The 22,070-nt window shown below is 37.7% G+C and carries 37 protein-coding genes; 36 read left to right on the forward strand and 1 reads right to left on the reverse strand.

Annotated elements, in window-relative coordinates:
* Positions 1 to 48 precede the first annotated feature (48 nt).
* Positions 49 to 975, reverse strand: coding sequence for a sulfite exporter TauE/SafE family protein (locus BQ5364_RS02860; RefSeq protein ID WP_004611881.1), 927 nt, complete (start codon positions 973 to 975; stop codon positions 49 to 51).
* 560 nt (positions 976 to 1,535) lie between these two features.
* Between BQ5364_RS02860 and rpsJ the strand changes: the two genes are divergently transcribed.
* From rpsJ to BQ5364_RS03040, 36 genes are all read left to right on the forward strand, one after another.
* Complete coding sequence (gene rpsJ / locus BQ5364_RS02865; RefSeq protein ID WP_004607300.1) at positions 1,536 to 1,853, forward strand: 30S ribosomal protein S10; 318 nt, start codon at positions 1,536 to 1,538, stop codon at positions 1,851 to 1,853.
* An 89-nt stretch (positions 1,854 to 1,942) separates the two neighbouring features.
* On the forward strand, positions 1,943 to 2,623 hold the full coding sequence (gene rplC, locus BQ5364_RS02870) for a 50S ribosomal protein L3 (protein WP_044986800.1): 681 nt from the start codon (positions 1,943 to 1,945) through the stop codon (positions 2,621 to 2,623).
* A gap of 28 nt (positions 2,624 to 2,651) precedes the next feature.
* Positions 2,652 to 3,272, forward strand: coding sequence for a 50S ribosomal protein L4 (rplD, locus tag BQ5364_RS02875; protein ID WP_004611883.1), 621 nt, complete (start codon positions 2,652 to 2,654; stop codon positions 3,270 to 3,272).
* Positions 3,272 to 3,571, forward strand: coding sequence for a 50S ribosomal protein L23 (gene rplW, locus BQ5364_RS02880; RefSeq protein WP_004611884.1), 300 nt, complete (start codon positions 3,272 to 3,274; stop codon positions 3,569 to 3,571). The genes rplD and rplW overlap by 1 nt, the downstream gene beginning before the upstream one ends.
* A 76-nt stretch (positions 3,572 to 3,647) precedes the next feature.
* A complete protein-coding gene (rplB, locus tag BQ5364_RS02885) occupies positions 3,648 to 4,490 on the forward strand; it encodes a 50S ribosomal protein L2 (protein ID WP_044986801.1) in 843 nt (280 codons plus the stop codon).
* 26 nt (positions 4,491 to 4,516) lie between these two features.
* Complete coding sequence (rpsS, locus tag BQ5364_RS02890) at positions 4,517 to 4,798, forward strand: 30S ribosomal protein S19 (protein WP_004611886.1); 282 nt, start codon at positions 4,517 to 4,519, stop codon at positions 4,796 to 4,798.
* A gap of 30 nt (positions 4,799 to 4,828) precedes the next feature.
* The gene (gene rplV / locus BQ5364_RS02895; RefSeq protein WP_004611887.1) at positions 4,829 to 5,215 is read left to right on the forward strand and encodes a 50S ribosomal protein L22; all 387 of its coding nucleotides are present in this window, start codon (positions 4,829 to 4,831) and stop codon (positions 5,213 to 5,215) included.
* Between the two features lie 11 nt (positions 5,216 to 5,226).
* Positions 5,227 to 5,883, forward strand: coding sequence for a 30S ribosomal protein S3 (gene rpsC / locus BQ5364_RS02900; RefSeq protein WP_004611888.1), 657 nt, complete (start codon positions 5,227 to 5,229; stop codon positions 5,881 to 5,883).
* Positions 5,884 to 5,885: 2 nt separating this feature from the next.
* Positions 5,886 to 6,323 carry a 50S ribosomal protein L16 gene (rplP, locus tag BQ5364_RS02905; RefSeq protein ID WP_004611889.1) on the forward strand — a complete coding sequence of 146 codons (438 nt, stop codon included), beginning with the start codon at positions 5,886 to 5,888 and terminating at the stop codon, positions 6,321 to 6,323.
* On the forward strand, positions 6,313 to 6,519 hold the full coding sequence (gene rpmC, locus BQ5364_RS02910) for a 50S ribosomal protein L29 (protein WP_004611890.1): 207 nt from the start codon (positions 6,313 to 6,315) through the stop codon (positions 6,517 to 6,519). Before rplP ends, rpmC begins: the two co-directional genes overlap by 11 nt.
* Before the next feature lie 40 nt (positions 6,520 to 6,559).
* The gene (gene rpsQ, locus BQ5364_RS02915; RefSeq protein WP_004611891.1) at positions 6,560 to 6,814 is read left to right on the forward strand and encodes a 30S ribosomal protein S17; all 255 of its coding nucleotides are present in this window, start codon (positions 6,560 to 6,562) and stop codon (positions 6,812 to 6,814) included.
* 21 nt (positions 6,815 to 6,835) lie between these two features.
* Positions 6,836 to 7,204: a 50S ribosomal protein L14 gene (gene rplN, locus BQ5364_RS02920; RefSeq protein ID WP_004611892.1), complete on the forward strand. Its 369-nt coding sequence runs from the start codon at positions 6,836 to 6,838 to the stop codon at positions 7,202 to 7,204.
* A 14-nt stretch (positions 7,205 to 7,218) separates the two neighbouring features.
* Positions 7,219 to 7,530 (forward strand): 50S ribosomal protein L24, encoded by a 312-nt coding sequence (gene rplX, locus BQ5364_RS02925; RefSeq protein ID WP_022250490.1) that lies wholly within the window; start codon positions 7,219 to 7,221, stop codon positions 7,528 to 7,530.
* A 23-nt stretch (positions 7,531 to 7,553) separates the two neighbouring features.
* Positions 7,554 to 8,093, forward strand: a complete 540-nt coding sequence (rplE, locus tag BQ5364_RS02930; protein ID WP_004611894.1) for a 50S ribosomal protein L5 — start codon at positions 7,554 to 7,556, stop codon at positions 8,091 to 8,093.
* Positions 8,094 to 8,110: 17 nt separating this feature from the next.
* Complete coding sequence (locus BQ5364_RS02935) at positions 8,111 to 8,296, forward strand: type Z 30S ribosomal protein S14 (protein ID WP_004611895.1); 186 nt, start codon at positions 8,111 to 8,113, stop codon at positions 8,294 to 8,296.
* A 112-nt stretch (positions 8,297 to 8,408) separates the two neighbouring features.
* Positions 8,409 to 8,810, forward strand: a complete 402-nt coding sequence (rpsH, locus tag BQ5364_RS02940) for a 30S ribosomal protein S8 (RefSeq protein ID WP_004611896.1) — start codon at positions 8,409 to 8,411, stop codon at positions 8,808 to 8,810.
* 69 nt (positions 8,811 to 8,879) lie between these two features.
* Entirely contained in the window at positions 8,880 to 9,422 is a 543-nt protein-coding gene (rplF, locus tag BQ5364_RS02945; RefSeq protein WP_004611897.1) for a 50S ribosomal protein L6, read from the forward strand.
* A 17-nt stretch (positions 9,423 to 9,439) separates the two neighbouring features.
* The gene (rplR, locus tag BQ5364_RS02950; protein WP_071143610.1) at positions 9,440 to 9,808 is read left to right on the forward strand and encodes a 50S ribosomal protein L18; all 369 of its coding nucleotides are present in this window, start codon (positions 9,440 to 9,442) and stop codon (positions 9,806 to 9,808) included.
* A gap of 14 nt (positions 9,809 to 9,822) precedes the next feature.
* Positions 9,823 to 10,332 carry a 30S ribosomal protein S5 gene (rpsE, locus tag BQ5364_RS02955; RefSeq protein WP_004611899.1) on the forward strand — a complete coding sequence of 170 codons (510 nt, stop codon included), beginning with the start codon at positions 9,823 to 9,825 and terminating at the stop codon, positions 10,330 to 10,332.
* Between the two features lie 14 nt (positions 10,333 to 10,346).
* A complete protein-coding gene (gene rpmD / locus BQ5364_RS02960) occupies positions 10,347 to 10,526 on the forward strand; it encodes a 50S ribosomal protein L30 (protein WP_004611900.1) in 180 nt (59 codons plus the stop codon).
* Between the two features lie 23 nt (positions 10,527 to 10,549).
* Entirely contained in the window at positions 10,550 to 10,990 is a 441-nt protein-coding gene (gene rplO / locus BQ5364_RS02965; protein WP_022250472.1) for a 50S ribosomal protein L15, read from the forward strand.
* Positions 10,990 to 12,345 carry a preprotein translocase subunit SecY gene (secY, locus tag BQ5364_RS02970; protein WP_004611902.1) on the forward strand — a complete coding sequence of 452 codons (1,356 nt, stop codon included), beginning with the start codon at positions 10,990 to 10,992 and terminating at the stop codon, positions 12,343 to 12,345. The genes rplO and secY overlap by 1 nt, the downstream gene beginning before the upstream one ends.
* Positions 12,346 to 12,460: 115 nt before the next feature.
* Positions 12,461 to 13,105, forward strand: coding sequence for an adenylate kinase (locus tag BQ5364_RS02975; protein ID WP_022250474.1), 645 nt, complete (start codon positions 12,461 to 12,463; stop codon positions 13,103 to 13,105).
* 5 nt (positions 13,106 to 13,110) lie between these two features.
* A complete protein-coding gene (map, locus tag BQ5364_RS02980; protein ID WP_004611904.1) occupies positions 13,111 to 13,866 on the forward strand; it encodes a type I methionyl aminopeptidase in 756 nt (251 codons plus the stop codon).
* Positions 13,867 to 13,879: 13 nt separating this feature from the next.
* Entirely contained in the window at positions 13,880 to 14,134 is a 255-nt protein-coding gene (locus tag BQ5364_RS02985; protein ID WP_004611905.1) for a KOW domain-containing RNA-binding protein, read from the forward strand.
* A 2-nt stretch (positions 14,135 to 14,136) separates the two neighbouring features.
* Positions 14,137 to 14,355, forward strand: a complete 219-nt coding sequence (gene infA / locus BQ5364_RS02990) for a translation initiation factor IF-1 (RefSeq protein ID WP_004611906.1) — start codon at positions 14,137 to 14,139, stop codon at positions 14,353 to 14,355.
* Positions 14,356 to 14,473: 118 nt separating this feature from the next.
* Positions 14,474 to 14,587, forward strand: coding sequence for a 50S ribosomal protein L36 (gene rpmJ / locus BQ5364_RS02995; protein ID WP_003497809.1), 114 nt, complete (start codon positions 14,474 to 14,476; stop codon positions 14,585 to 14,587).
* A gap of 301 nt (positions 14,588 to 14,888) precedes the next feature.
* Complete coding sequence (rpsM, locus tag BQ5364_RS03000) at positions 14,889 to 15,257, forward strand: 30S ribosomal protein S13 (RefSeq protein WP_022250477.1); 369 nt, start codon at positions 14,889 to 14,891, stop codon at positions 15,255 to 15,257.
* Positions 15,258 to 15,428: 171 nt separating this feature from the next.
* Positions 15,429 to 15,824 carry a 30S ribosomal protein S11 gene (gene rpsK, locus BQ5364_RS03005; RefSeq protein WP_004607272.1) on the forward strand — a complete coding sequence of 132 codons (396 nt, stop codon included), beginning with the start codon at positions 15,429 to 15,431 and terminating at the stop codon, positions 15,822 to 15,824.
* Positions 15,825 to 15,840: 16 nt separating this feature from the next.
* Positions 15,841 to 16,434 carry a 30S ribosomal protein S4 gene (gene rpsD / locus BQ5364_RS03010; RefSeq protein ID WP_004611909.1) on the forward strand — a complete coding sequence of 198 codons (594 nt, stop codon included), beginning with the start codon at positions 15,841 to 15,843 and terminating at the stop codon, positions 16,432 to 16,434.
* A 67-nt stretch (positions 16,435 to 16,501) separates the two neighbouring features.
* Positions 16,502 to 17,461 carry a DNA-directed RNA polymerase subunit alpha gene (locus BQ5364_RS03015; RefSeq protein WP_004611910.1) on the forward strand — a complete coding sequence of 320 codons (960 nt, stop codon included), beginning with the start codon at positions 16,502 to 16,504 and terminating at the stop codon, positions 17,459 to 17,461.
* A gap of 107 nt (positions 17,462 to 17,568) precedes the next feature.
* Complete coding sequence (locus tag BQ5364_RS03020; RefSeq protein ID WP_004611911.1) at positions 17,569 to 18,096, forward strand: bL17 family ribosomal protein; 528 nt, start codon at positions 17,569 to 17,571, stop codon at positions 18,094 to 18,096.
* Positions 18,097 to 18,172: 76 nt separating this feature from the next.
* Complete coding sequence (locus tag BQ5364_RS03025; protein ID WP_022250478.1) at positions 18,173 to 19,198, forward strand: LacI family DNA-binding transcriptional regulator; 1,026 nt, start codon at positions 18,173 to 18,175, stop codon at positions 19,196 to 19,198.
* Between the two features lie 228 nt (positions 19,199 to 19,426).
* Positions 19,427 to 20,398, forward strand: a complete 972-nt coding sequence (locus BQ5364_RS17295) for a PTS sugar transporter subunit IIAB (RefSeq protein ID WP_162841119.1) — start codon at positions 19,427 to 19,429, stop codon at positions 20,396 to 20,398.
* Positions 20,399 to 20,425: 27 nt separating this feature from the next.
* Positions 20,426 to 21,241 carry a PTS mannose/fructose/sorbose/N-acetylgalactosamine transporter subunit IIC gene (locus BQ5364_RS03035; protein ID WP_004611915.1) on the forward strand — a complete coding sequence of 272 codons (816 nt, stop codon included), beginning with the start codon at positions 20,426 to 20,428 and terminating at the stop codon, positions 21,239 to 21,241.
* Positions 21,234 to 22,061, forward strand: coding sequence for a PTS system mannose/fructose/sorbose family transporter subunit IID (locus BQ5364_RS03040; RefSeq protein WP_004611916.1), 828 nt, complete (start codon positions 21,234 to 21,236; stop codon positions 22,059 to 22,061). The genes BQ5364_RS03035 and BQ5364_RS03040 overlap by 8 nt, the downstream gene beginning before the upstream one ends.
* Positions 22,062 to 22,070 lie beyond the last annotated feature (9 nt).

The raw sequence follows: 22,070 nt of genomic DNA on the forward strand, positions 1-22,070 counted from the left end.
AAGAAGAAACCGGAGCTTTTGCTCCGGTTTCTGTTTGCGTATATAGAACTATGAAAGTTTTTTCGCATCTTTGAAGAATGTAAGTGCTGTGTAAATCATTACTACGATAACAATCCATGTCAACACTGTAGTTGGCATCTCTTTTACTAAGAAGTAAGCGATGAATACACCGATCATACCACCAACTGTTAACATAACAGAAGCTTTTCTGTCGTATTTTCCTTCTTTGATGAATTTGATACCACAAGATGGCATTAAGAATGCACAAGAACCCATCATAATAGGGAATGCAGATTTAATATTCATACCAAGTGCACCAATCATAGCCATACATGGAGCGTAAAGTCCAACACCGATTGTCATCAAAGCACCTAAGAAGAAGTTGATTACGATACCAAGAACAAGTTTTACGCCTGTAAGACCTGTAGCTGTTCCGGCAGCACCGAATGGTCCAACTTCCATTAATTTACAACCCATCATCACTGCAAGGAAAAGTAATGCAACACCTAAAGCGATACGGATCTGTTTTACAGGAAGTTTTGAAACGATACCTGCACCGATGTAAGAACCGATTGCAGCTGCTGCAAGTAAACCTACTAATGTAACTGTGTCTAAGTCAATCAATCCAAGGAAGAGTACGAATTCTGTTACGACAGGAATCGCATCTCCAACGTTGAGAGTACCTGGCATTACTTCGTCATCACAAGACTTTGTAAATTTGAAACCTGCCTGAGTGGTAGCGAAACTACCAATTCCTAATGTATCGAAAAAGTTAGTGATAATACCAATAAGTAACAATGAGATAACTTTCTTGCCTGTAAATTCTTCTTTATGTTTGATACAGTCGGCAATCCAGTAAATAGCAAAAACTGCAGTATAAGCAATAATAACGATACGTAAAATAAGAGTAGCGTTCATATAATATCCCTCCAGATTAAATATTAAATTTTGAAAATTGGTAAAAAATAGAGACATATCAAAGAGATAGTATATGCAAAGCCCCCGATATTGAATATACCTTGTTAAAAATATGTCTTTATCTATTGATAATTGTAACAAGTTCAATAGGAAAAGTCAATGGATTCAAAGGTGAAATTTAGTTCAGTAAAGTGCCGAAAAAAAGCCTAAGATTCAGCGTTTCTTCCTATTTATAAATATAAGAGTAACAGTTCGGCTGCAAAAGCTTGAAACAGTGGTATAGCAGTCGGTTTTGCAGCAGATTTATGAGAAATTTTCTCTTGTAAACGAACTGGCAGAAAAAAATAAAAAAAAGTCTTGAAAAATGAAAAGAAATCATGTATACTAAAAAAGCTGTGACATGATAGCGTTGAAGCGTGAGGTTGCTACTTATAATAGTAGGTGTTCCGTGGAGCGAATGTCAAGTTAGGAAACTGGCGACAAGTCACTGTACGAATCAATAACAACCGATGAAAAACGGTAACAACGTGTGAGTTCTCACGACACACACGGGAGAGTGTACAGTCACCGCTTGTCGTACTTGAGTTTAATAGTACGAAAAGGAGGCGACTTTTTTTATGGCAAGTCAAGTAATGAGAATTACACTGAAAGCATATGATCACCAATTGGTTGATGCATCTGCAAAGAAAATTATCGAAACTGTAAAGAAAAATGGATCACAGGTGAGCGGACCGGTACCACTTCCAACTAAAAAAGAAGTAGTAACAATCTTAAGAGCCGTACACAAATACAAAGATTCCAGAGAGCAGTTCGAACAAAGAACTCACAAAAGACTGATCGATATCATCACACCAACACAGAAAACTGTTGATGCATTATCAAGATTAGAGATGCCAGCTGGTGTTTATATCGACATCAAAATGAAAAACAAATAAGAGTTCGATCAAATTAAGAGACAGTAAGTATCCTATAATTTAGGATGAACACGAAAGTGTTCCGCTGTAAATCACAGGAGGTAATAATAATGAAGAAAGCTATCTTAGCTACAAAAGTCGGAATGACTCAAATCTTCAACGAAGACGGAGTATTAACTCCAGTAACTGTTCTTCAGGCTGGTCCTTGTGTAGTAACACAGATCAAAACAGTTGAGAACGACGGTTACAGTGCTGTTCAGGTTGGTTTTGTTGACAAAAAAGACAAAATCGTGAACAAAGACAAAAATGGTAAAAAAGAGATTGTACACAGACATGGTACAACAAAAGCAGAAAAAGGACATTTTGACAAAGCTGGTGTTTCAAGCAAGAGATTTGTAAGAGAATTCAAATTTGAAAATGCTGAGGAATTTACATTAGCACAGGAAATCAAAGCTGACATCTTTGCAGCAGGAGACAAAGTAGATGCTACTGCAATCTCAAAAGGTAAAGGATTCCAGGGTGCGATTAAGAGACATAACCAACACAGAGGTCCTATGACTCACGGTTCTAAATTCCATCGTCATGCAGGTTCTAATGGTGCTGCATCTGATCCAAGTAAAGTATTCAAAGGTAAAAAGATGCCAGGACACATGGGAAGCAAGAGAATTACAATTCAAAATCTTGAAATCGTAAGAGTAGATGCTGAAAACAACTTAATCTTAGTAAAAGGATCAGTTCCGGGACCTAAGAAATCTTTAGTAACAATTAAAGAAAGTGTAAAAGCAATCTAGTCTTTAATAGGAAAGGAGGAACACACAGATGGCAAACGTATCTGTTTATAATATCGAAGGTAAAGAAGTTGGAACAATCGACTTGAATGATGCTGTATTCGGTGTTGAAGTAAATGAACACTTATTACACATGGCAGTTGTGAACCAACTTGCAAATAAACGTCAGGGAACGCAGAAAGCAAAAACTCGCTCAGAAGTTTCAGGCGGTGGTAGAAAACCATGGAGACAAAAAGGAACAGGTCATGCAAGACAAGGTTCTACAAGATCTCCACAATGGACAGGCGGTGGAGTTGTATTTGCTCCAACACCAAGAGACTACTCTTTCAAATTAAACAAAAAAGAAAAGAGAGCAGCTCTGAAATCAGCTCTTACAACAAGAGTATTAGAAAACAAATTCATCGTTCTTGACGAAATGAACTTTGGTGAAATTAAAACAAAGAATTTCCAGAACATGTTAAACAACTTAGAAGTATCTAAAGCATTAGTAGTGTTAGAAGATGGAAACACAAATGCAGCATTATCTGCAAGAAATATTGCAAATGTGAAAACAGCTTGGACAAATACAATTAATGTGTACGATATCTTAAAATACAACACAGTAATCGTAACGAAAGCTGTTGTTGCAACAATCGAGGAGGTGTACGCATAATGGCAGACATTAAATACTATGACGTAATCCTTAAACCAGTAATCACTGAAAAATCTATGGAGCTTATGGCTGACAAGAAATACACTTTCTTAGTTCACACACAGGCTACAAAGAATCAGATTAAAGAAGCAGTTGAAAAAATGTTCGCAGGAACAAAAGTAAAAAGCGTAAATACTATGAATCTTGATGGAAAAACAAAAAGACGTGGTATGACATTCGGAAAAACTGCTAAGACAAAAAAAGCAATCGTTCAGTTAACAGCTGAAAGCGCTGATATCGAAATTTTCGAAGGACTGTAAGAGACAGCCCAACAATAGAAACCATACGGATTAAAACCGTGATAATAAATAATCGTAAACGAAAGGAGTGACAGTAATGGGAATTAAAACATATCGCCCATATACACCTTCCAGAAGACATATGACAGGTTCTGATTTTTCAGAAATCACAAAGACAACTCCAGAGAAATCTTTGTTAGCTTCTAAAAGCAGAACAGCTGGTCGTAACAATCAAGGTAAGATCACAGTAAGACACCGCGGAGGCGGAGCTAAAAGAAAATATAGAATTATCGACTTTAAGAGAAAGAAAGATGGTATTCCGGCAACTGTAATCGGAATCGAGTACGATCCAAACAGAACAGCGAATATCGCGCTTATCTGCTACGCAGATGGTGAAAAAGCTTATATTCTTGCACCTCAAGGCTTAACAGATGGAATGAAAGTAATGAACGGACCAGAAGCTGAAGTGAGAGTAGGAAACTGCTTACCGCTTTCTGAGATCCCAGTAGGTACACAGATCCACAACATTGAGTTATATCCAGGAAGAGGCGGACAGTTAGTTCGTTCAGCTGGTAACAGCGCTCAGTTAATGGCTAAAGAAGGAAAATATGCAACATTAAGATTGCCATCAGGCGAAATGAGAATGGTGCCGATCATCTGTAGAGCATCAATCGGTGTTGTAGGTAACGGAGATCACAACCTGATTAACATTGGTAAAGCCGGACGTAAACGTCACATGGGTATCAGACCTACAGTTCGTGGTTCTGTAATGAACCCTAATGACCATCCACACGGTGGTGGTGAAGGTAAGACAGGAATTGGTCGTCCAGGTCCATGTACACCTTGGGGTAAACCAGCACTTGGTCTTAAGACAAGAAAGAAAAACAAACAGTCTAACAAGTTAATCGTTAGAAGAAGAGATGGTAAAGGTATTAAATAAATCAGTTTACAAGGAGGTTAGAACCTATGGCTCGCTCACTTAAAAAAGGACCATTCGCGGATGAAAGCTTACTGAAAAAAGTAAAAGCTATGAACGAAGCAGGTGACAAATCAGTTATCAAAACTTGGTCACGTCGTTCTACTATTTTCCCACAAATGGTTGGACATACAATCGCAGTTCATGACGGAAGAAAACATGTACCTGTATATGTAACAGAAGATATGGTTGGACACAAACTTGGAGAGTTTGTTGCAACAAGAACATACAGAGGACATGGAAAAGACGAAAAGAAATCAAGAGTTCGTTAATTAATCGTAATTTGAAAGGAGGGTTCATCCATGGCAAAAGGACATAGATCCCAGATCAAAAGAGAGAGAAATGCAAATAAGGACACTAGACCATCAGCTAAGTTATCTTACGCTAGAGTTTCTGTTCAGAAAGCATGTTTCGTATTAGATGCCATCAGAGGTAAGGATGTACAAACAGCACTTGGTATTTTAACATACAATCCAAGATATGCTTCTAGCTTAATAAAGAAATTATTAGAATCAGCAATCGCAAACGCTGAGAACAACAACGGTATGAATGTTGAGAACCTTTACATTGAAGAATGTTACGCAAACAAGGGACCAACAATGAAGAGAATTAAACCGAGAGCACAGGGTAGAGCTTACAGAATCGAAAAGAGAATGAGCCACATTACTTTAGTGCTGAATGAAAGATAAGGAGGGCAATAATGGGACAGAAAGTTAATCCTCATGGCTTGAGAGTCGGTGTTATCAAAGATTGGGACTCTAAATGGTATGCAGAAGATAAATTTGCAGATTATTTAGTAGAAGATCATAAAATCAGAACATTTCTGAAAAAGAAATTATACAGCGCAGGAGTTTCTAAGATTGAGATCGAAAGAGCTTCTGACCGTGTAAAAATCATCATCTACACAGCAAAACCGGGTGTTGTAATCGGTAAAGGTGGAGCTGAGATTGAAAAAGTGAAAAAAGAACTTCAACAGTTCACAGATAAAAAATTAGTTGTTGATATCAAAGAAATCAAAAGACCGGATAAAGATGCTCAGTTAGTAGCTGAAAACATCGCATTACAGTTAGAGAACCGTATCTCATTCAGACGTGCTATGAAATCTTGCATGTCAAGAACAATGAAATCCGGAGCACTTGGTATCAAAACAGCAGTATCAGGTCGTTTAGGTGGAGCTGATATGGCTCGTACAGAGTTTTACAGCGAAGGAACTATTCCACTTCAGACACTTAGAGCTGATATTGATTATGGATTCGCTGAAGCAGACACAACTTACGGTAAAGTAGGTGTGAAAGTTTGGATTTATAAAGGCGAAGTTCTTCCAACGAAAGCAACTAAGGAAGGGAGCGATAAATAATTATGTTAATGCCTAAAAGAGTAAAACGTCGTAAACAATTCCGTGGTTCTATGAAAGGAAAAGCTTTACGTGGAAATAAAATCACAAATGGTGAATATGGTATTGTTGCAATGGAACCATGCTGGATCCGTTCAAACCAGATTGAAGCTGCCCGTATCGCGATGACACGTTACATCAAACGTGGTGGTAAAGTTTGGATTAAAATATTCCCTGACAAACCTGTAACTACGAAACCAGCTGAAACACGTATGGGTTCTGGTAAAGGAACTCTTGAATACTGGGTAGCAGTTGTAAAACCAGGACGTGTAATGTTTGAACTTTCAGGAGTACCTGAAGAAGTAGCTCGTGAAGCATTACGTCTTGCTATGCACAAATTACCTTGTAAATGTAAGATCGTTTCTCGCGAAGATTTAGAAGGCGGTGATAACAGTGAAAATTAATACATTTGTAAAAGATTTAAAAGGAAAATCAGTTGCAGAATTAAACGAAGAATTAGTAGCTGCTAAAAAGGAACTTTTTAACTTAAGATTCCAAAACGCAACAAATCAATTAGAAAACACAAGCAGAATTAAAGAAGTAAGAAAAAACATTGCTAGAATTCAGACAGTTATTACAGAAGCTTCTAAAGCTGAATAATAATTAAGATTGTGTTGAAAATTGTGAAAGGAGCAAAACTGTGGAAAGAAATTTAAGAAAAACACGTGTTGGTAAAGTTATCAGCAACAAAATGGATAAAACTATTGTAGTTGCAGTTGAAGATCACGTAAAACACCCTCTTTACAACAAAATCGTAAAGAGAACATATAAATTGAAAGCACATGATGAAGCAAATGAATGCAACATCGGTGACAAAGTAAAAGTTATGGAGACAAGACCATTATCAAAAGATAAAAGATGGAGACTTGTTGAAGTTATGGAAAAAGTAAAATAGTATTGAAGGAGGTTTACCTGCATGATACAGCAAGAAAGTAGACTTAAAGTAGCAGATAATACAGGTGCGAAAGAATTACTTTGCATTCGTGTGTTAGGTGGTTCTACTAGAAGATATGCAAACATCGGTGATGTAATCGTTGCTTCTGTTAAAGATGCAACACCAGGTGGCGTTGTTAAAAAAGGTGATGTAGTAAAAGCTGTAGTTGTTCGTACAGTAAACAAAACTCGTCGTAAAGACGGTTCATACATCAGATTTGATGAAAATGCTGCTGTAATTATTAAAGATGACAAAAACCCAAGAGGAACTCGTATTTTTGGACCAGTAGCAAGAGAGCTTCGTGAAAAACAATTTATGAAGATTGTTTCATTAGCTCCGGAAGTACTATAAGGAGGTGCCTGAGGATGTCAACTATGAAAATCAAAAAAGGTGATACTGTAAAAGTAATCGCTGGAAAAGATAAAGATAAAGAAGGCAAGGTAATTGCTGTTAATAAAAAAGATAACAAAGTATTAGTTGAAGGTGTAAACATGCTGACAAAGCACACAAAACCAAGTGCTGCTAATCAGAATGGTGGCATCATTCACCAAGAAGGACCTATTGATGCATCTAACGTAATGTATCTTCACAAAGGAAAAGCTACAAGAGTAGGTTTCAAAATGGATGGAGACAAAAAAGTACGTGTTGCAAAATCAACAGGCGAAGTTATTGACTAATCTAAGGAAGGAGGAAATAAACTTTGAGTAGACTGAAAGAACAATACCAGAACGAGATCGTTGACGCAATGATCAAAAAATTTGGTTATAAAAATATTATGGAAGTGCCAAAACTTGATAAGGTTGTTATCAACATGGGTGTTGGCGAAGCAAAAGATAATCACAAAGTTTTAGAATCAGCTGTAGCTGACCTTGAGAAAATTGCAGGTCAGAAAGCGGTTCTTACAAAAGCGAAAAAATCAGTAGCTAACTTCAAACTTAGAGAAGGTATGGCTATCGGATGTAAAGTTACATTAAGAGGAGAAAAAATGTATGAGTTCGTTGATCGTCTGATTAACTTAGCATTACCTCGTGTACGTGACTTTAGAGGTGTTAATCCTAACGCATTTGATGGAAGAGGTAACTATGCTCTTGGTATCAAAGAACAATTAATCTTCCCTGAAATCGAATACGATAAGGTTGATAAAGTAAGAGGTATGGACGTAATCTTTGTTACAACAGCTAAGACAGACGAAGAAGCTCGCGAATTATTGACTCAGTTCAATATGCCATTTACAAAATAGTAGGGAGGAAATATTTCATGGCAAAAACATCTATGAAAATCAAACAACAACGTAAACAAAAATTCTCTACTAGAGAGTATAATCGTTGTAGAATCTGTGGTCGTCCACATGCATATTTAAGAAAATACGGAATCTGCAGAGTATGTTTCCGTGAATTAGCTTACAAAGGACAAATCCCAGGAGTGAAAAAAGCTTCTTGGTAGACTGAAAGCAACTTAGTGAAAACTAGGATATCCGTAGTAGAAGTGGTCGGTTTTCACCGGCTGCATCTGAAGGATGTAACAATAAAAGCAAAGAATAAGGAGGCAACTTCAAATGACTATGAGTGATCCAATCGCAGATATGCTTACAAGAATCCGTAACGCAAACACTGCTAAACATGATACAGTAGATGTTCCAGCGTCTAAAATGAAAATCGCTATTGCTGATATTCTTTTAAACGAAGGATACATTACAAAATATGACATCGTAGAAGACGGAAGCTTTAAGACAATCCGTGTTACATTAAAATACGGTGCAGACAAAAATGAAAAAGTTATTACAGGTCTTAAGAGAATTTCTAAACCGGGACTTCGTGTATACGCAAGCAAAGACGAACTTCCAAAGGTTTTAGGTGGACTTGGAACAGCTATCATTTCAACAAATCAGGGTGTTATCACAGACAAAGAGGCTAGAAAACTTAACGTAGGTGGAGAAGTTTTAGCATTTGTTTGGTAGCCCGAAAGCAACTGAAAACAGAGAAGCCATAGCCGCTTCTCCGAAAATTTAAGTGTAGGAGGTAAGGGTATGTCACGTATAGGAAGACTGCCAGTAGCAATTCCAGCAGGTGTAACTGTTGAAATCGCTGAGAACAACAAAGTGACTGTAACAGGTCCAAAAGGAACTCTTGTAAGAGAACTTCCAGTAGAAATGGAAATCAAAAAAGAAGGCGAAGAAGTTGTAGTAACAAGACCAAGTGATTTAAAGAAAATGAAAGCTTTACATGGTCTTACAAGAACACTGATCAACAACATGGTTGTTGGTGTTACTCAGGGATATGAAAAAGTTCTTGAAGTAAACGGTGTTGGTTACAGAGCCGCAAAATCAGGAAACAAATTAACATTAAACTTAGGATACTCTCATCCAGTAGAAATGATCGATCCAGAAGGTGTTGAGACAGTACTTGACGGACAGAACAAAATTACTGTAAAAGGTATCGATAAAGAAAAAGTAGGCCAATACGCAGCTGAAATCAGAGATAAGAGAAGACCGGAACCATACAAAGGTAAAGGTATTAAATATGCTGATGAAGTTATTAGACGTAAAGTTGGTAAGACTGGTAAAAAATAATTAAGGAGAGTGTGAAGATGGTTAGTAAAAAATCAAGAAGCGAAGTTCGTATAAACAAACATAGAAAATTACGTAACCGTTTCAGCGGAACTGCTGAAAGACCACGTTTAGCTGTGTTTAGAAGTAATAATCATATGTATGCTCAAATTATTGACGATACAGTTGGAACTACTCTGGTATCAGCATCTACTGTACAGAAAGATGTAAAAGCAGAATTAGAAAAAACTAACAACGTTGATGCAGCAGCATATTTGGGAACTGTAATTGCTAAAAAAGCAATTGAAAAAGGTATTAACACTGTTGTCTTTGACAGAGGTGGATTTATCTACCAGGGAAAAATCAAAGCGTTAGCAGATGCAGCTAGAGAAGCTGGATTAGAATTCTAGGAGGAGGAACACACATGAAACAAAATCGTATTGATGCTAGTCAATTAGAACTAACAGAAAAAGTGGTATCAATCAAACGTGTAACAAAAGTTGTTAAGGGTGGTCGTAACTTCAGATTCACAGCTTTAGTAGTTGTTGGTGATGGAAATGGCCATGTTGGTGCAGGTTTAGGAAAAGCTACTGAAATTCCGGAAGCAATCCGCAAAGGAAAAGAAGATGCTATGAAAAAACTCATTTCTGTTTCCTTAGATGAAAACGAAAGTATTACACATGATTTGATTGGTAAATTCGGAAGTGCTTCAGTATTACTGAAAAAAGCTCCGGAAGGTACTGGAGTTATCGCCGGAGGACCGGCTCGTGCGGTAATTGAGCTTGCAGGTATCAAAAATATCCGTACAAAATCATTGGGATCTAACAATAAACAAAACGTAGTACTTGCTACAATTAATGGATTAAGTCAGATCAAGACTCCAGAAGAAGTAGCTAAGCTTCGCGGTAAATCTGTAGAAGAAATCTTAGGCTAAGGAGGAGATTGAAAATGGCAAATTTAAAAGTTACATTAGTAAAATCTACAATCGGTGCTGTGCCAAAACACAAAAAAACAGTTGAAGCTTTAGGTCTTAAAAAACTGAACAAAACAGTTGTTTTACCAGATAACGCTGCAACAAGAGGAATGGTACAACAAGTAAGACATTTAGTAAAAGTAGAAGAAGTATAAGAAAAAGATAAGGAGGTGTCACGATGGACTTATCAAACTTAAGACCAGCAGAAGGATCAAAACATAGTGATAATTTCAGAAGAGGCCGTGGACACGGTTCTGGAAATGGTAAAACTGCCGGAAAAGGACACAAAGGTCAGAAAGCACGTTCAGGCGGCACAAGACCAGGTTTCGAAGGTGGACAGATGCCATTATATAGAAGAATACCAAAAAGAGGTTTCACTAACAGAAATACAAAAGAGATCGTTGGTATTAACGTAAGCGCATTAGAGGTATTTGAAAACGATACAGTTGTTTCAGTAGAAACTCTTATTGAAGCTGGTATTGTGAAAAATCCTAGAGATGGAGTAAAAATTCTTGGAAACGGAGAGTTAACTAAGAAACTTACAGTTCAGGCAAACGCATTTAGTGCAAGTGCAGCAGCTAAAATTGAAAGTCTTGGTGGAAAAGCTGAGGTGATCTAATGTTAAAGACATTTCGGAAAGCATTTCAAATAGAAGAGATTCGAAAGAAAATTTTCTATACATTTGCAATGCTGTTCGTTGTTAGACTTGGATCACAACTGCCTACACCGGGAGTGGATCCAACTTTTATTCAAAATTTCTTTGCAAATCAAACTGGGGAAGCGTTTAATTTTTTTAACGCTTTCACAGGTGGTTCATTTGAACAAATGTCAATATTCGCTTTGAGTATTACACCTTATATTACATCATCTATTATTATGCAGCTTCTTACAATTGCGATTCCAAAATTGGAAGAGATGCAAAAAGATGGTGAAGAAGGAAGAAAGAAAATTGCAGCATTTACACGTTATGTGACAGTTCTTTTAGCTTTAATCCAGTCAACAGCTATGGCAGTTGGATTTGGACGCAGCGGATTACTTGTAGAATATAACTTTGTGAACGCAGCAATCGTAGTACTTACATTGACAGCTGGTTCCGCATTCTTGATGTGGATTGGAGAGAGAATTACAGAAAAAGGTGTTGGAAATGGTATTTCTATCGTACTTTTGATTAATATTCTTTCACGTATTCCAGATGACTTTAATACATTATATACTCAGTTTATGAAGGGAAAGAGCCTTGCAACAGCAGGATTAGCGGCGTTCATTATCGTAGCAATCATCCTTGCAGTTATTGTGTTTGTTATTTTCCTTCAGGATGGACAGAGAAAAATCGCAGTTCAATATTCACAGAAAATTCAAGGAAGAAAAAATGTGGGGGGACAATCTACATTCATTCCGTTGAAAGTGAATACAGCAGGAGTAATTCCGGTTATTTTTGCATCTTCTTTAATGCAGTTCCCAATCGTGATCGCATCTTTCCTTGGAAAAGGTGATGGAGACGGTATCGGAAGTGAGATTTTAAGAGGATTAAACTCGAATAACTGGTGTAATCCAGAGAATATCAAGTATTCATGGGGATTGATTGTATACATTATCTTGACAATTTTATTTGCATATTTTTATACATCAATTACATTTAATCCGTTGGAAATTGCGAATAATATGAAAAAGAGCGGTGGTTTTATTCCAGGTATCAGACCAGGAAAACCAACTGTAGATTACTTAGCAAAGATTTTGAAATATATTATTTTTATAGGTGCTATTGGATTAGTGATTGTACAGGTAATTCCATTCTTCTTTAATGGAGTTTTTGGAGCACATGTTTCGTTTGGTGGAACTTCTATCATCATCATTGTAGGTGTTGTGTTAGAGACGTTAAAACAAATCGAATCACAGATGCTTGTACGTAACTACAAAGGATTTTTGAATAGTGGAAAAGGTTCTGTAAGCAGTAACAGCTTCCTTGGATACTAAAAACATAAGTAGGCAAGTAATTGTTTAGCTATTTAGCTCGTTGAATTTCAGTCTTGGTAGGATAGAAGTTCAGCGAGTTAAAATGCTATATGGATATTTTTATGGAGGAAAGCATATGAAAATTATAATGTTAGGTGCACCTGGTGCGGGAAAAGGGACACAGGCAAAGAAAATTGCTGAAAAGTATTCGATTCCTCATATCTCCACAGGAGATATTTTCAGAGCAAATATTAAAAACGGAACCGAGCTTGGAAAGAAAGCAAAGACATATATGGATCAGGGACTTTTAGTGCCGGATGAACTTGTTGTAGATTTGGTCGTAGACCGCGTAAAGCAGGATGACTGCAGCAATGGTTATGTCTTAGACGGTTTCCCGAGAACAATTCCTCAGGCAGAGGCACTTGACAAAGCTTTGGCAGCGATGGGAGAAGCGATGGACTACGCAATCAATGTGGAAGTTCCAGATGAAAACATTGTCCGCCGTATGTCGGGACGCAGAGCATGTGTGGACTGCGGTGCTACATATCATATTGTATATGCACCTACAAAAGAAGAAAATATATGCGATAACTGTCATGGAGAATTAATCTTAAGAGAAGATGACAAGCCAGAGACAGTACAGAAACGTCTGAATGTATATCATGAGCAGACACAGCCATTGATTGATTATTATACAGAAAAAAATATTTTAGTAGAAGTAGATGGTACTGTAGATATTGATGAGGTATTTGCTGCTATCGTAAACGTGTTAGGAGCGTAAACATTATGCCAGTTACAATAAAATCAGCAAGAGAAATTGAATTGATGAAGGAAGCCGGAAGAATCTTGGAGATCGTTCACGATGAATTGGGGAAAGCATTACATCCGGGAATGACAACACTTGATATAGACCGTTTGGGAGAAGAGATTATACGCAGCTATGGATGCGAGCCTTCTTTTTTGAACTATAACGGATATCCGGCATCCATCTGTGTTTCTGTAAATGATGAAGTTGTTCATGGAATTCCAAGTGCGAAACGAGTCCTGAAGGAAGGCGACATCGTAGGTTTGGATGCAGGCGTTATTTATAAAGGTTACCATTCAGATGCGGCAAGAACCCATGGAATCGGAGAGATCAGCAAAGAGGCAAAGGACTTGATCCAAGTGACAAGAGAATGTTTCTTTGAGGGAATAAAGTTTGCAAAAGAGGGCAACCATTTATTTGAAATTTCTTCCGCAATCGGCAGATATGCAGAGGAACGTGGATACGGCGTAGTTCGTGATCTGTGTGGACACGGCATCGGAACAAAGCTGCATGAGGCTCCGGAAATACCAAATTACGATATGAACCGAAAGGGAATGAAACTTCGAAAAGGAATGACTTTAGCGATAGAACCGATGATCAACATCGGAGGTTGTGCCGTCAACTGGCTGGACGATGACTGGACAGTTGTGACAAGAGACGGTTCGCTGTCAGCACATTATGAAAACACAGTACTGATCACAGAAGACGAACCAATACTTTTGACCTTATCGAAGTAAAAGAGGATGCAGTATGGAAAAATATGAAGTTGGAATGCTTGCAAGATCCAAAGCCGGACATGATAAAGGGCATGTGTATGTGATACATCAGGTGGATGAAACATATGTATATTTAATAGACGGTTCCGGCAGAAAACTTGAGAACCCGAAAAAAAAGAAAAAGAAACATGTACAGCTCATATGTGAAAAGTATGAGCTGTCCGGAGTGGACGATGTTGCAATAAAGCGAATACTAAAATTATTTGATAAGGAAACAGGGAGGAATTAGAAATGTCAAAAGCTGATGTAATTGAAATTGAAGGAACAGTAGTAGAAAAATTACCAAATGCAATGTTTAAAGTAGAATTGGAAAATGGCCATCAGGTCTTAGCGCATATCAGTGGAAAGCTTCGCACAAACTTTATCAAGATCCTGCCGGGAGATAAAGTAACTTTAGAGCTGTCACCATATGATTTGACAAAAGGAAGAATTACTTGGAGAGATAAATAAAAAAGTATTGACTTTAAATAAAAAATAATGCTATAATGTAAAACGAACGTTTTCTAGTATCTAATATTAGAAAACGTGGTAAATACAGGCAAAGCAGTGGATGAAAGGAGGATTTGACGTGAAGGTTAGATCATCAGTTAAACCAATTTGCGAAAAATGCAAAATCATTAAAAGAAAAGGAAGCATCAGAGTAATCTGTGAAAATCCGAAACACAAACAAAGACAAGGATAATTATCGTTGTCGATTTTGTGCGTGAGAGCACAAACATTATTTAGGCGGCTGTAGTGTGACACGCCAGGCGGTGTGGAAACACTATTAATATACAGGGAAACTATTCCTCGATGTATATTGCTTATAATACCCGGTGTCATTTCCGGGAAAGGCTGTAGTATCTAGCAGCTGGGTACGTTATGATGTACCCCAATTTGAGACAATATTAACCAATGGGAATAAATATCTGCACACATTTCAGGCGATATTTTATCGGGCTGCAGTTATTTATTTACTAAAATTCAAGATGGAGGAAAATTACATGGCTCGTATTGCTGGTGTAGACTTACCAAGAGACAAACGTGTAGAAATCGGTTTGACTTACATCTACGGAATCGGTAGAGTAAGCGCAACAAAAATTTTGGAGGCAGCTGGAGTAAATCCAGATACTCGTTGTAGAGACTTAACAGACGAAGAAGTAAAACAGATCAGTGCTGTTATCGATGAAAGCTATCAGGTAGAAGGTGATCTTCGTAGAGAGATTGCTTTAAACATCAAGAGATTACAGGAAATCGGATGCTACCGTGGTATTCGTCATAGAAAAGGACTTCCTGTTCGTGGTCAGAAGACAAAGACAAACGCAAGAACAAGAAAAGGTCCTAAGAGAACTGTTGCAAATAAGAAGAAATAAAAGTAGAGCACTTAGCGAAAGCAAGTTGTTAAACGCAGCTTGAGGTTAGTGCGAACTTTGTTCTTCGGAACTTAATGAGTGCGAGGGAATACCGATGCACGAATTTAGTAAGAAGAACTACCTTATGAAAAGAAACAATATAACAAAAACAAAGAAAGTAGGTTAGTTTAAATGGCTAAAAAAGTTACAAAAAAAGTGACAAAGAAACGTGTCAAGAAAAACGTTGAACGCGGACAAGCACACATTCAATCATCTTTTAATAATACAATCGTAACATTAACAGATGCTCAGGGAAATGCTCTTTCATGGGCAAGTGCTGGTGGTCTAGGATTCAGAGGTTCAAGAAAATCTACTCCTTATGCAGCTCAGATGGCAGCTGAGACAGCAGCTAAAGCAGCATTAGTACATGGTCTTAAATCAGTAGACGTTATGGTAAAAGGACCAGGTTCTGGTAGAGAGGCAGCGATCCGTGCATTACAGGCATGCGGTATTGATGTAACAAGTATCAAAGATGTGACTCCGGTTCCACATAACGGATGTCGCCCACCAAAACGTAGAAGAGTGTAATAGGAGGATATAGAACATGGCAGTAAACAGAGTTCCAGTTCTTAAAAGATGTAGATCACTTGGTATGGATCCAATCTATTTAGGAATCGATAAAAAATCTAACAGACAATTAAAAAGAGCTAATAGAAAAATGAGCGAATATGGACTTCAATTACGCGAAAAACAAAAAGCGAAATTTATCTATGGCGTTTTAGAAAAACCATTTAGAAATTACTTTGCAAAAGCTTCTAAAATGAACGGTATGACAGGTGAAAATCTTATGATTCTTCTTGAGTCAAGATTAGACAATGTTGTATTCCGTATGGGATTTGCAAGAACAAGAAAAGAAGCAAGACAGATTGTTGACCACAAACATGTATTAGTAAATGGTAAACAAGTAAATATCCCATCTTACTTAGTAAAAGCTGGAGATGTTATCGAAATCAAAGAAAAACACAAAGGTTCACAGAGATATAAAGATATCTTAGAAGTAACAGGTGGAAGATTAGTTCCAGAATGGTTAGATGTAAATGCAGAAGGCCTTCAGGGAACTGTAAAAGAACTTCCTACAAGAGAAGTTATCGATGTTCCTGTAGACGAGATGTTGATTGTCGAATTATATTCTAAATAATCCCTAGGATTATTTAGAAACTGATTCACCCTCAATACTTTAATAACCCAAAAGGAGGGGCTTTGTAGTGTTTGATTTTAATAAACCCAATATTGAAATTACTGAGATTTCAGAAGATAAGAAATACGGAAGATTTGTTGTAGAGCCTTTAGAGAGAGGTTATGGAACAACACTTGGTAACTCTTTGAGAAGAATTATGCTTTCTTCATTACCTGGAGCTGCAATCAGTCAGGTGAAAATCGATGGAGTTTTACATGAGTTCAGCTCAATTCCGGGAGTAAAAGAAGATGTTACTGAGATTGTAATGAATTTAAAATCATTAGCTATCAAAAATACTTCAGAAACAGACGAACCAAAGACTGCTTACATCGAGTTTGAAGGTGAAGGTGTAGTTACTGCAGCTGACATTCAGGTAGATCCGGATATTGAGATTATGAATCCTGATGCGGTTATCGCAACTTTGAATGGCGGAGCTGACAGCAAACTGTACATGGAACTTACAATCACAAAGGGCAGAGGTTATGTGAGCGCAGATAAGAATAAAAAAGAGGATTTACCAATTGCGGTAATTCCGATTGATTCTATCTATACACCGGTAGAACGTGTAAATCTTACAGTAGAGAATACACGTGTTGGTCAGATTACAGATTATGATAAGCTGACACTTGATGTATATACTAATGGTACATTACTTCCGGACGAAGCAGTCAGTCTTGCAGCGAAAGTGCTCAACGAACACTTGAAATTATTCATCGATTTATCAGAAGTTGCTCAGGCAGCGGAAGTTATGATTGAAAAAGAAGACGATGAAAAAGAAAAAGTGCTTGAGATGAGCATTGATGAATTAGAACTTTCTGTTCGTTCATATAACTGTCTGAAGAGAGCAGGAATCAATACAGTTGAAGAGTTAACTAATAGAACTCCTGAAGATATGATGAAAGTACGTAATCTTGGACGTAAATCTTTAGAAGAAGTATTAGCTAAATTAAAAGAGCTTGGTCTTGAACTGAGCCAAGGTGAAGAGTAGAGCACTTAGTGAAAATTATGTTAGTCAGTAAGACCGATGGCATGACTAAGCACATGGCTAGTAAGCCCGAAGAAGCATAACCACGTGTCAAATGGAGGATAATTATTATGGCAAAATATAGAAAGCTTGGAAGAACATCAAGCCAAAGAAAAGCATTAATCAGAAATCAGGTAACAGCTTTACTTAACAATGGTAAAATCGTTACAACAGAAGCAAAAGCAAAAGAGATCCGCAAAGTTGCTGAAGGTCTTATCGCTTTAGCTGTAAAAGAAAAAGATAACTTTGAAGAAGTAAAAGTTATGGCAAAAGTTGCTCGTAAAGACAAAGACGGCAAGAGAGTAAAAGAAGTTGTAGATGGTAAAAAAGTTACTGTTTATGATGAAGTTGAAAAAACAATCAAAAAAGATATGCCTTCAAGATTACATGCAAGAAGACAAATGTTAAAAGTTCTTTATCCTGTAGTTGAAGTAAAAGATGGCAAGAAGAGAAGTGCAAAAGAAGTTGATTTAGTGGAAAAATTATTCACAGAGATCGCTCCTAAATATGAGAGCCGTAACGGTGGTTACACAAGAATCGTAAAAATCGGTTTACGTAAAGGTGATGCCGCTATGGAAGTTCTTCTTGAATTAGTGTAAATCAATAGTGATTAGAATACCCGACAACTTGCTGTCGGGTATTTTTGCATAAAGGGATATAAAGGGGACGATGAGTATGGTCACAATAAAAGATATCGCGGAAAAGGCAGGAGTCAGTACGACAACTGTTTCCAATGTAATTCACGGAAAAACAAAAAAAGTATCACCTGCCAATATCGAAAAAATACAGAATCTTATCAAAGAGATGGGATATGTTCAAAAGATGGGACTTAGAGTGTTGAGACATGGAAACTCAAGGCTTATCGCAGTTGTGATAAACTCGCATAAAAAATTTGATGAGGCGATTTTGGCAGATCCTTTTTATGGCAAAATTCTCGGGTTTATTGAGGAAAAAATAAGAACACTTGGATATTATATGATGTTCTATTCGGCTGATAATCTAGATGACATTTTCCGGATGGTGATGGCCTGGGACATTGATGGTGTTGTGACATTATCTTTCACAAAGCGAGATTGTGAAAAAATGTATTATATGATAGAAAAGCCGGTCGTGTCAATTGACGCATATGGCGAATTGGAAGGGAATCAGATTGTGCCGAATATCGGACTGGATGATATAAGTGGTGGTTATATGATGACGCAGTATCTTTTGAATATTGGTTATGATCAGATATTTGTCTGTGCATCAAGGGATCATGGTGTAGACCACATGCGATGGGAAGGGGCACAGCAGGCGCTGGGACATTTCAGACAGAGAGAAGCAAAAGTTTACTTTATGGCGCTTGGCAGAAGCCGCTCAGAGAGAGAAAAGCATTATGCAGAACTTGTCAGTCAAATTCCATTTGCAAAGAAAACAGCAGCATTCTTTCTTTCAGACTTGTTTGCAATTGAGGCAATGAGCTTTCTGGCGGATAGAAAGATAAAAGTTCCGGAACAGATTGGGATTGCAGGATATGATGATATTAATTATGCCAGATACACTACACCTAAGCTTACAACGGTTCATCAGAATATAAAAGAACGGGCAGTAAAAGCGGTTGATACGCTGATTTCTTTAATTGAGCAAAAAGAAGGAGAGTTTCCAGACCTGGAGATGGAATTTCGATTTCCGGTTACGTTGATCACACGGCAGTCTGTGTAGAAAATAGTTCAGAAGAGAAAAATAGAAAACATGAAAGTTGCAAAAGTGATTGTTCATTATTTACAATTTTCATGTTTTTTTTGTGCGAAAATCTTTGATTTTCTTGTCTATTTTATAGGTTATGTATATAACCTATTTACACATAAATAAATGAGTGATATCTTTAAAACAAGATAAGTTACATACATAACTTTGACAGAGTATGACATAGAAAAAGGAGGAAATGAGATGAAAAAAGTACTGATTGCGACACATGGAAAAATGGCATCCGGAATGAGTCGCACAATACAGCTTTTGGTAGGAAACATGGCAGAGATTACAACAATTGATGCATATGTAGAGCCCGATGACGATATTGAAACTCAAATGAGTCAGTTTTTTGAACAGGCTGGCGAAGAAAAAATTTTTGTATTCACGGACATACAAGGGGGAAGTGTGAATCAGAAGCTCTTGAAGTACAGTGAGAGGAAAAATGTGGTATTGATTACCGGAGTGAATATACCAATTCTCATACAAATTATGTTTGCAGATGATGATGTGACTGTCGATGAACTACAGAAGATGATTGAAGAGGCAAGACAGGAACTTAAACTAGTAAGTGCAGATGGGTGTCTGGTTGAGGAAAATAAATTGAAAAAGAGTACTCAAGAAAAGAAACAAGTTGTGAAACAGCCGGAAAACTATGAAAATTCAACAGCGAAGATTGCGGCATTGCGTATTGATGACAGATTGATTCATGGTCAGGTAGCAATGACCTGGACAAAGCAGCTGAAAGTACAGGGAATTGTGGTTGCAAACGATGAGGCGGTAAATGATCCGACACAGAAGATGGCATTGAAAATGGCAGTTCCGGCAGGGATTAAAGTGCTGATTAAGCCGGTTCAAGAGGCTATTCGAATGCTGAATCATCCAAAAGCAGAAAAAATGCGAATTCTTGTTTTGACAAGAACTGTGAAAGATGCAGTGACTGTAAGAGAGAATGTTGGAGAGATTGGATTTTTGAATCTTGGAAACACAGGAAGATTTGATGGAATTGAGGCATCGAAAAAGCAGAGTTTATCACCGACTATCATGCTTACGAAAGAGGAGATACAAAGTTTGAAAAAACTAGTGGAATTGGACGATAAAGTTTGTATGCAGCAAGTTCCAAATGATGAGCAGAAACTTGTGAAAGATGTACTTGGGAAACTGGATGAGTAACAAGAGATAAAAGGAGGAGAATGAACAATGGTAGAAGCATTTTTAGTGGCATTAGCAGTATTTATCTGCGTTGGAGGGGCAGAGTTAGCAGGATTTACAATGTTAAACAGACCGATTGTAATCGGACCGCTTGTAGGACTGTTCCTGGGAGATTTATCAACCGGAGTGACTGTAGGCGCAGCGTTGGAAGCTGTTTTTATGGGAGTGGTAAATATCGGTGGAGCATCTGCGGCGGAGCCTGGAATTGCTACAGCAGTAGGCACAGCGTTTGCGATCATGATGGGAAAAGGCAGTGAGGTTGCACTGACTTTGGCACTCCCAATTGGAATTTTGGGATTACAGATTAAGACACTTTTATATATTTTTATTGTCGGAATGTTTGCGAAGACATTTGACAGGCTGGCGCAGGAGGGAAAACAAAAGCAGATTACTGCACTGCATTATGGACTATGGGCAGTGAATTGGGCTTTGTATTCTCTGGTTGCATTTTTTGGAATCCTGTTTGGATCGGAGGCAGTAAGTGCATTTCTTGAATGGATACCGGACGTAGTTATGAATGGTCTGACTGTATGCGGCGGACTTCTTCCGGCTGTTGGTATGGCAATGCTCATGAAGATGCTTTGGGACAAGAAAATATGTATGTTCTTTTTCCTGGGATTTATTTGTGTGGCATATTTGGAATTGCCACTTGTGGCACTTGCTGTTCTTGGCGTGATCATAGCAGTAGTGATTGGAATGAATGATTACCAAATGAGTAAACTAGCGCAGATGAGACCTGTGTATGCAGGCGATCTAAAAGATACAGAATTAGATGAGGAAGAGGAGGAATTTTTCAATGAGTAAGCTTGTAAAATCTGTTTCGGCAGAAGAAAGAAAATTTTTAAGAAAAGCATTCTGGCGGTCTGCAACATTGTATGCGGCAGTAAGCCCGGCAAAACAAGGAGCATCTGGGTTTTGTTATTCACTGATGCCGGCGCTTAATCATTTTTACAAAGATCCGGAAAAGAAAAAAGAGGCGCTTTCGAGAAGTATGTCATACTTCAATACAACGGTTCCGTTTTCGACATTTATTATGGGACTTGTAGCTTCTATGGAAAAAGAAAATAGCGAGAAACCGGATTTTGATACGGCATCGATCAATGCTGTAAAATCAAGTCTTATGGGACCTCTTGCAGGGATTGGAGATTCTATCTTTTGGGGTGTGCTCCGTGTGATCGCAGCGGGAATTGCAGTCAGCATGGGACAGAGCGGAAACGTATTGGCACCACTTGTGTTTTTAATACTTTTTAACCTTCCGTCTATTTTAGTTCGTTATTACGGAACATTTTTAGGATATAAACTTGGTTCACAGTATATTCAGAAAGTATATGCAAGTGGTCTGATGAATATTTTGACGAAGGCGGCGAGTACAGTTGGTCTGATTATGGTCGGAGGAATGACTGCTCAGATGGTGACATTCACTTCAAAGCTGGAAGTGAGCATGAAGGGGGAATCTGTGATGAACCTTCAGAATATGCTTGATCAGATTTTTGTTGGAATTGTACCGCTTGGAATCACCTTACTTTGTTATTATCTGCTGAAAAAGAAAAATGTCAGTATCACAGTATTGATTCTTGGAGTGATCGTACTTAGCATTGTGTTATCGGTTTTGGGAATTGCATAAAAGAAGAGG

It is taken from the genome of Coprococcus phoceensis (assembly GCF_900104635.1).
GTDB classification, from domain to species: Bacteria; Bacillota; Clostridia; order Lachnospirales; family Lachnospiraceae; genus Faecalimonas; species Faecalimonas phoceensis.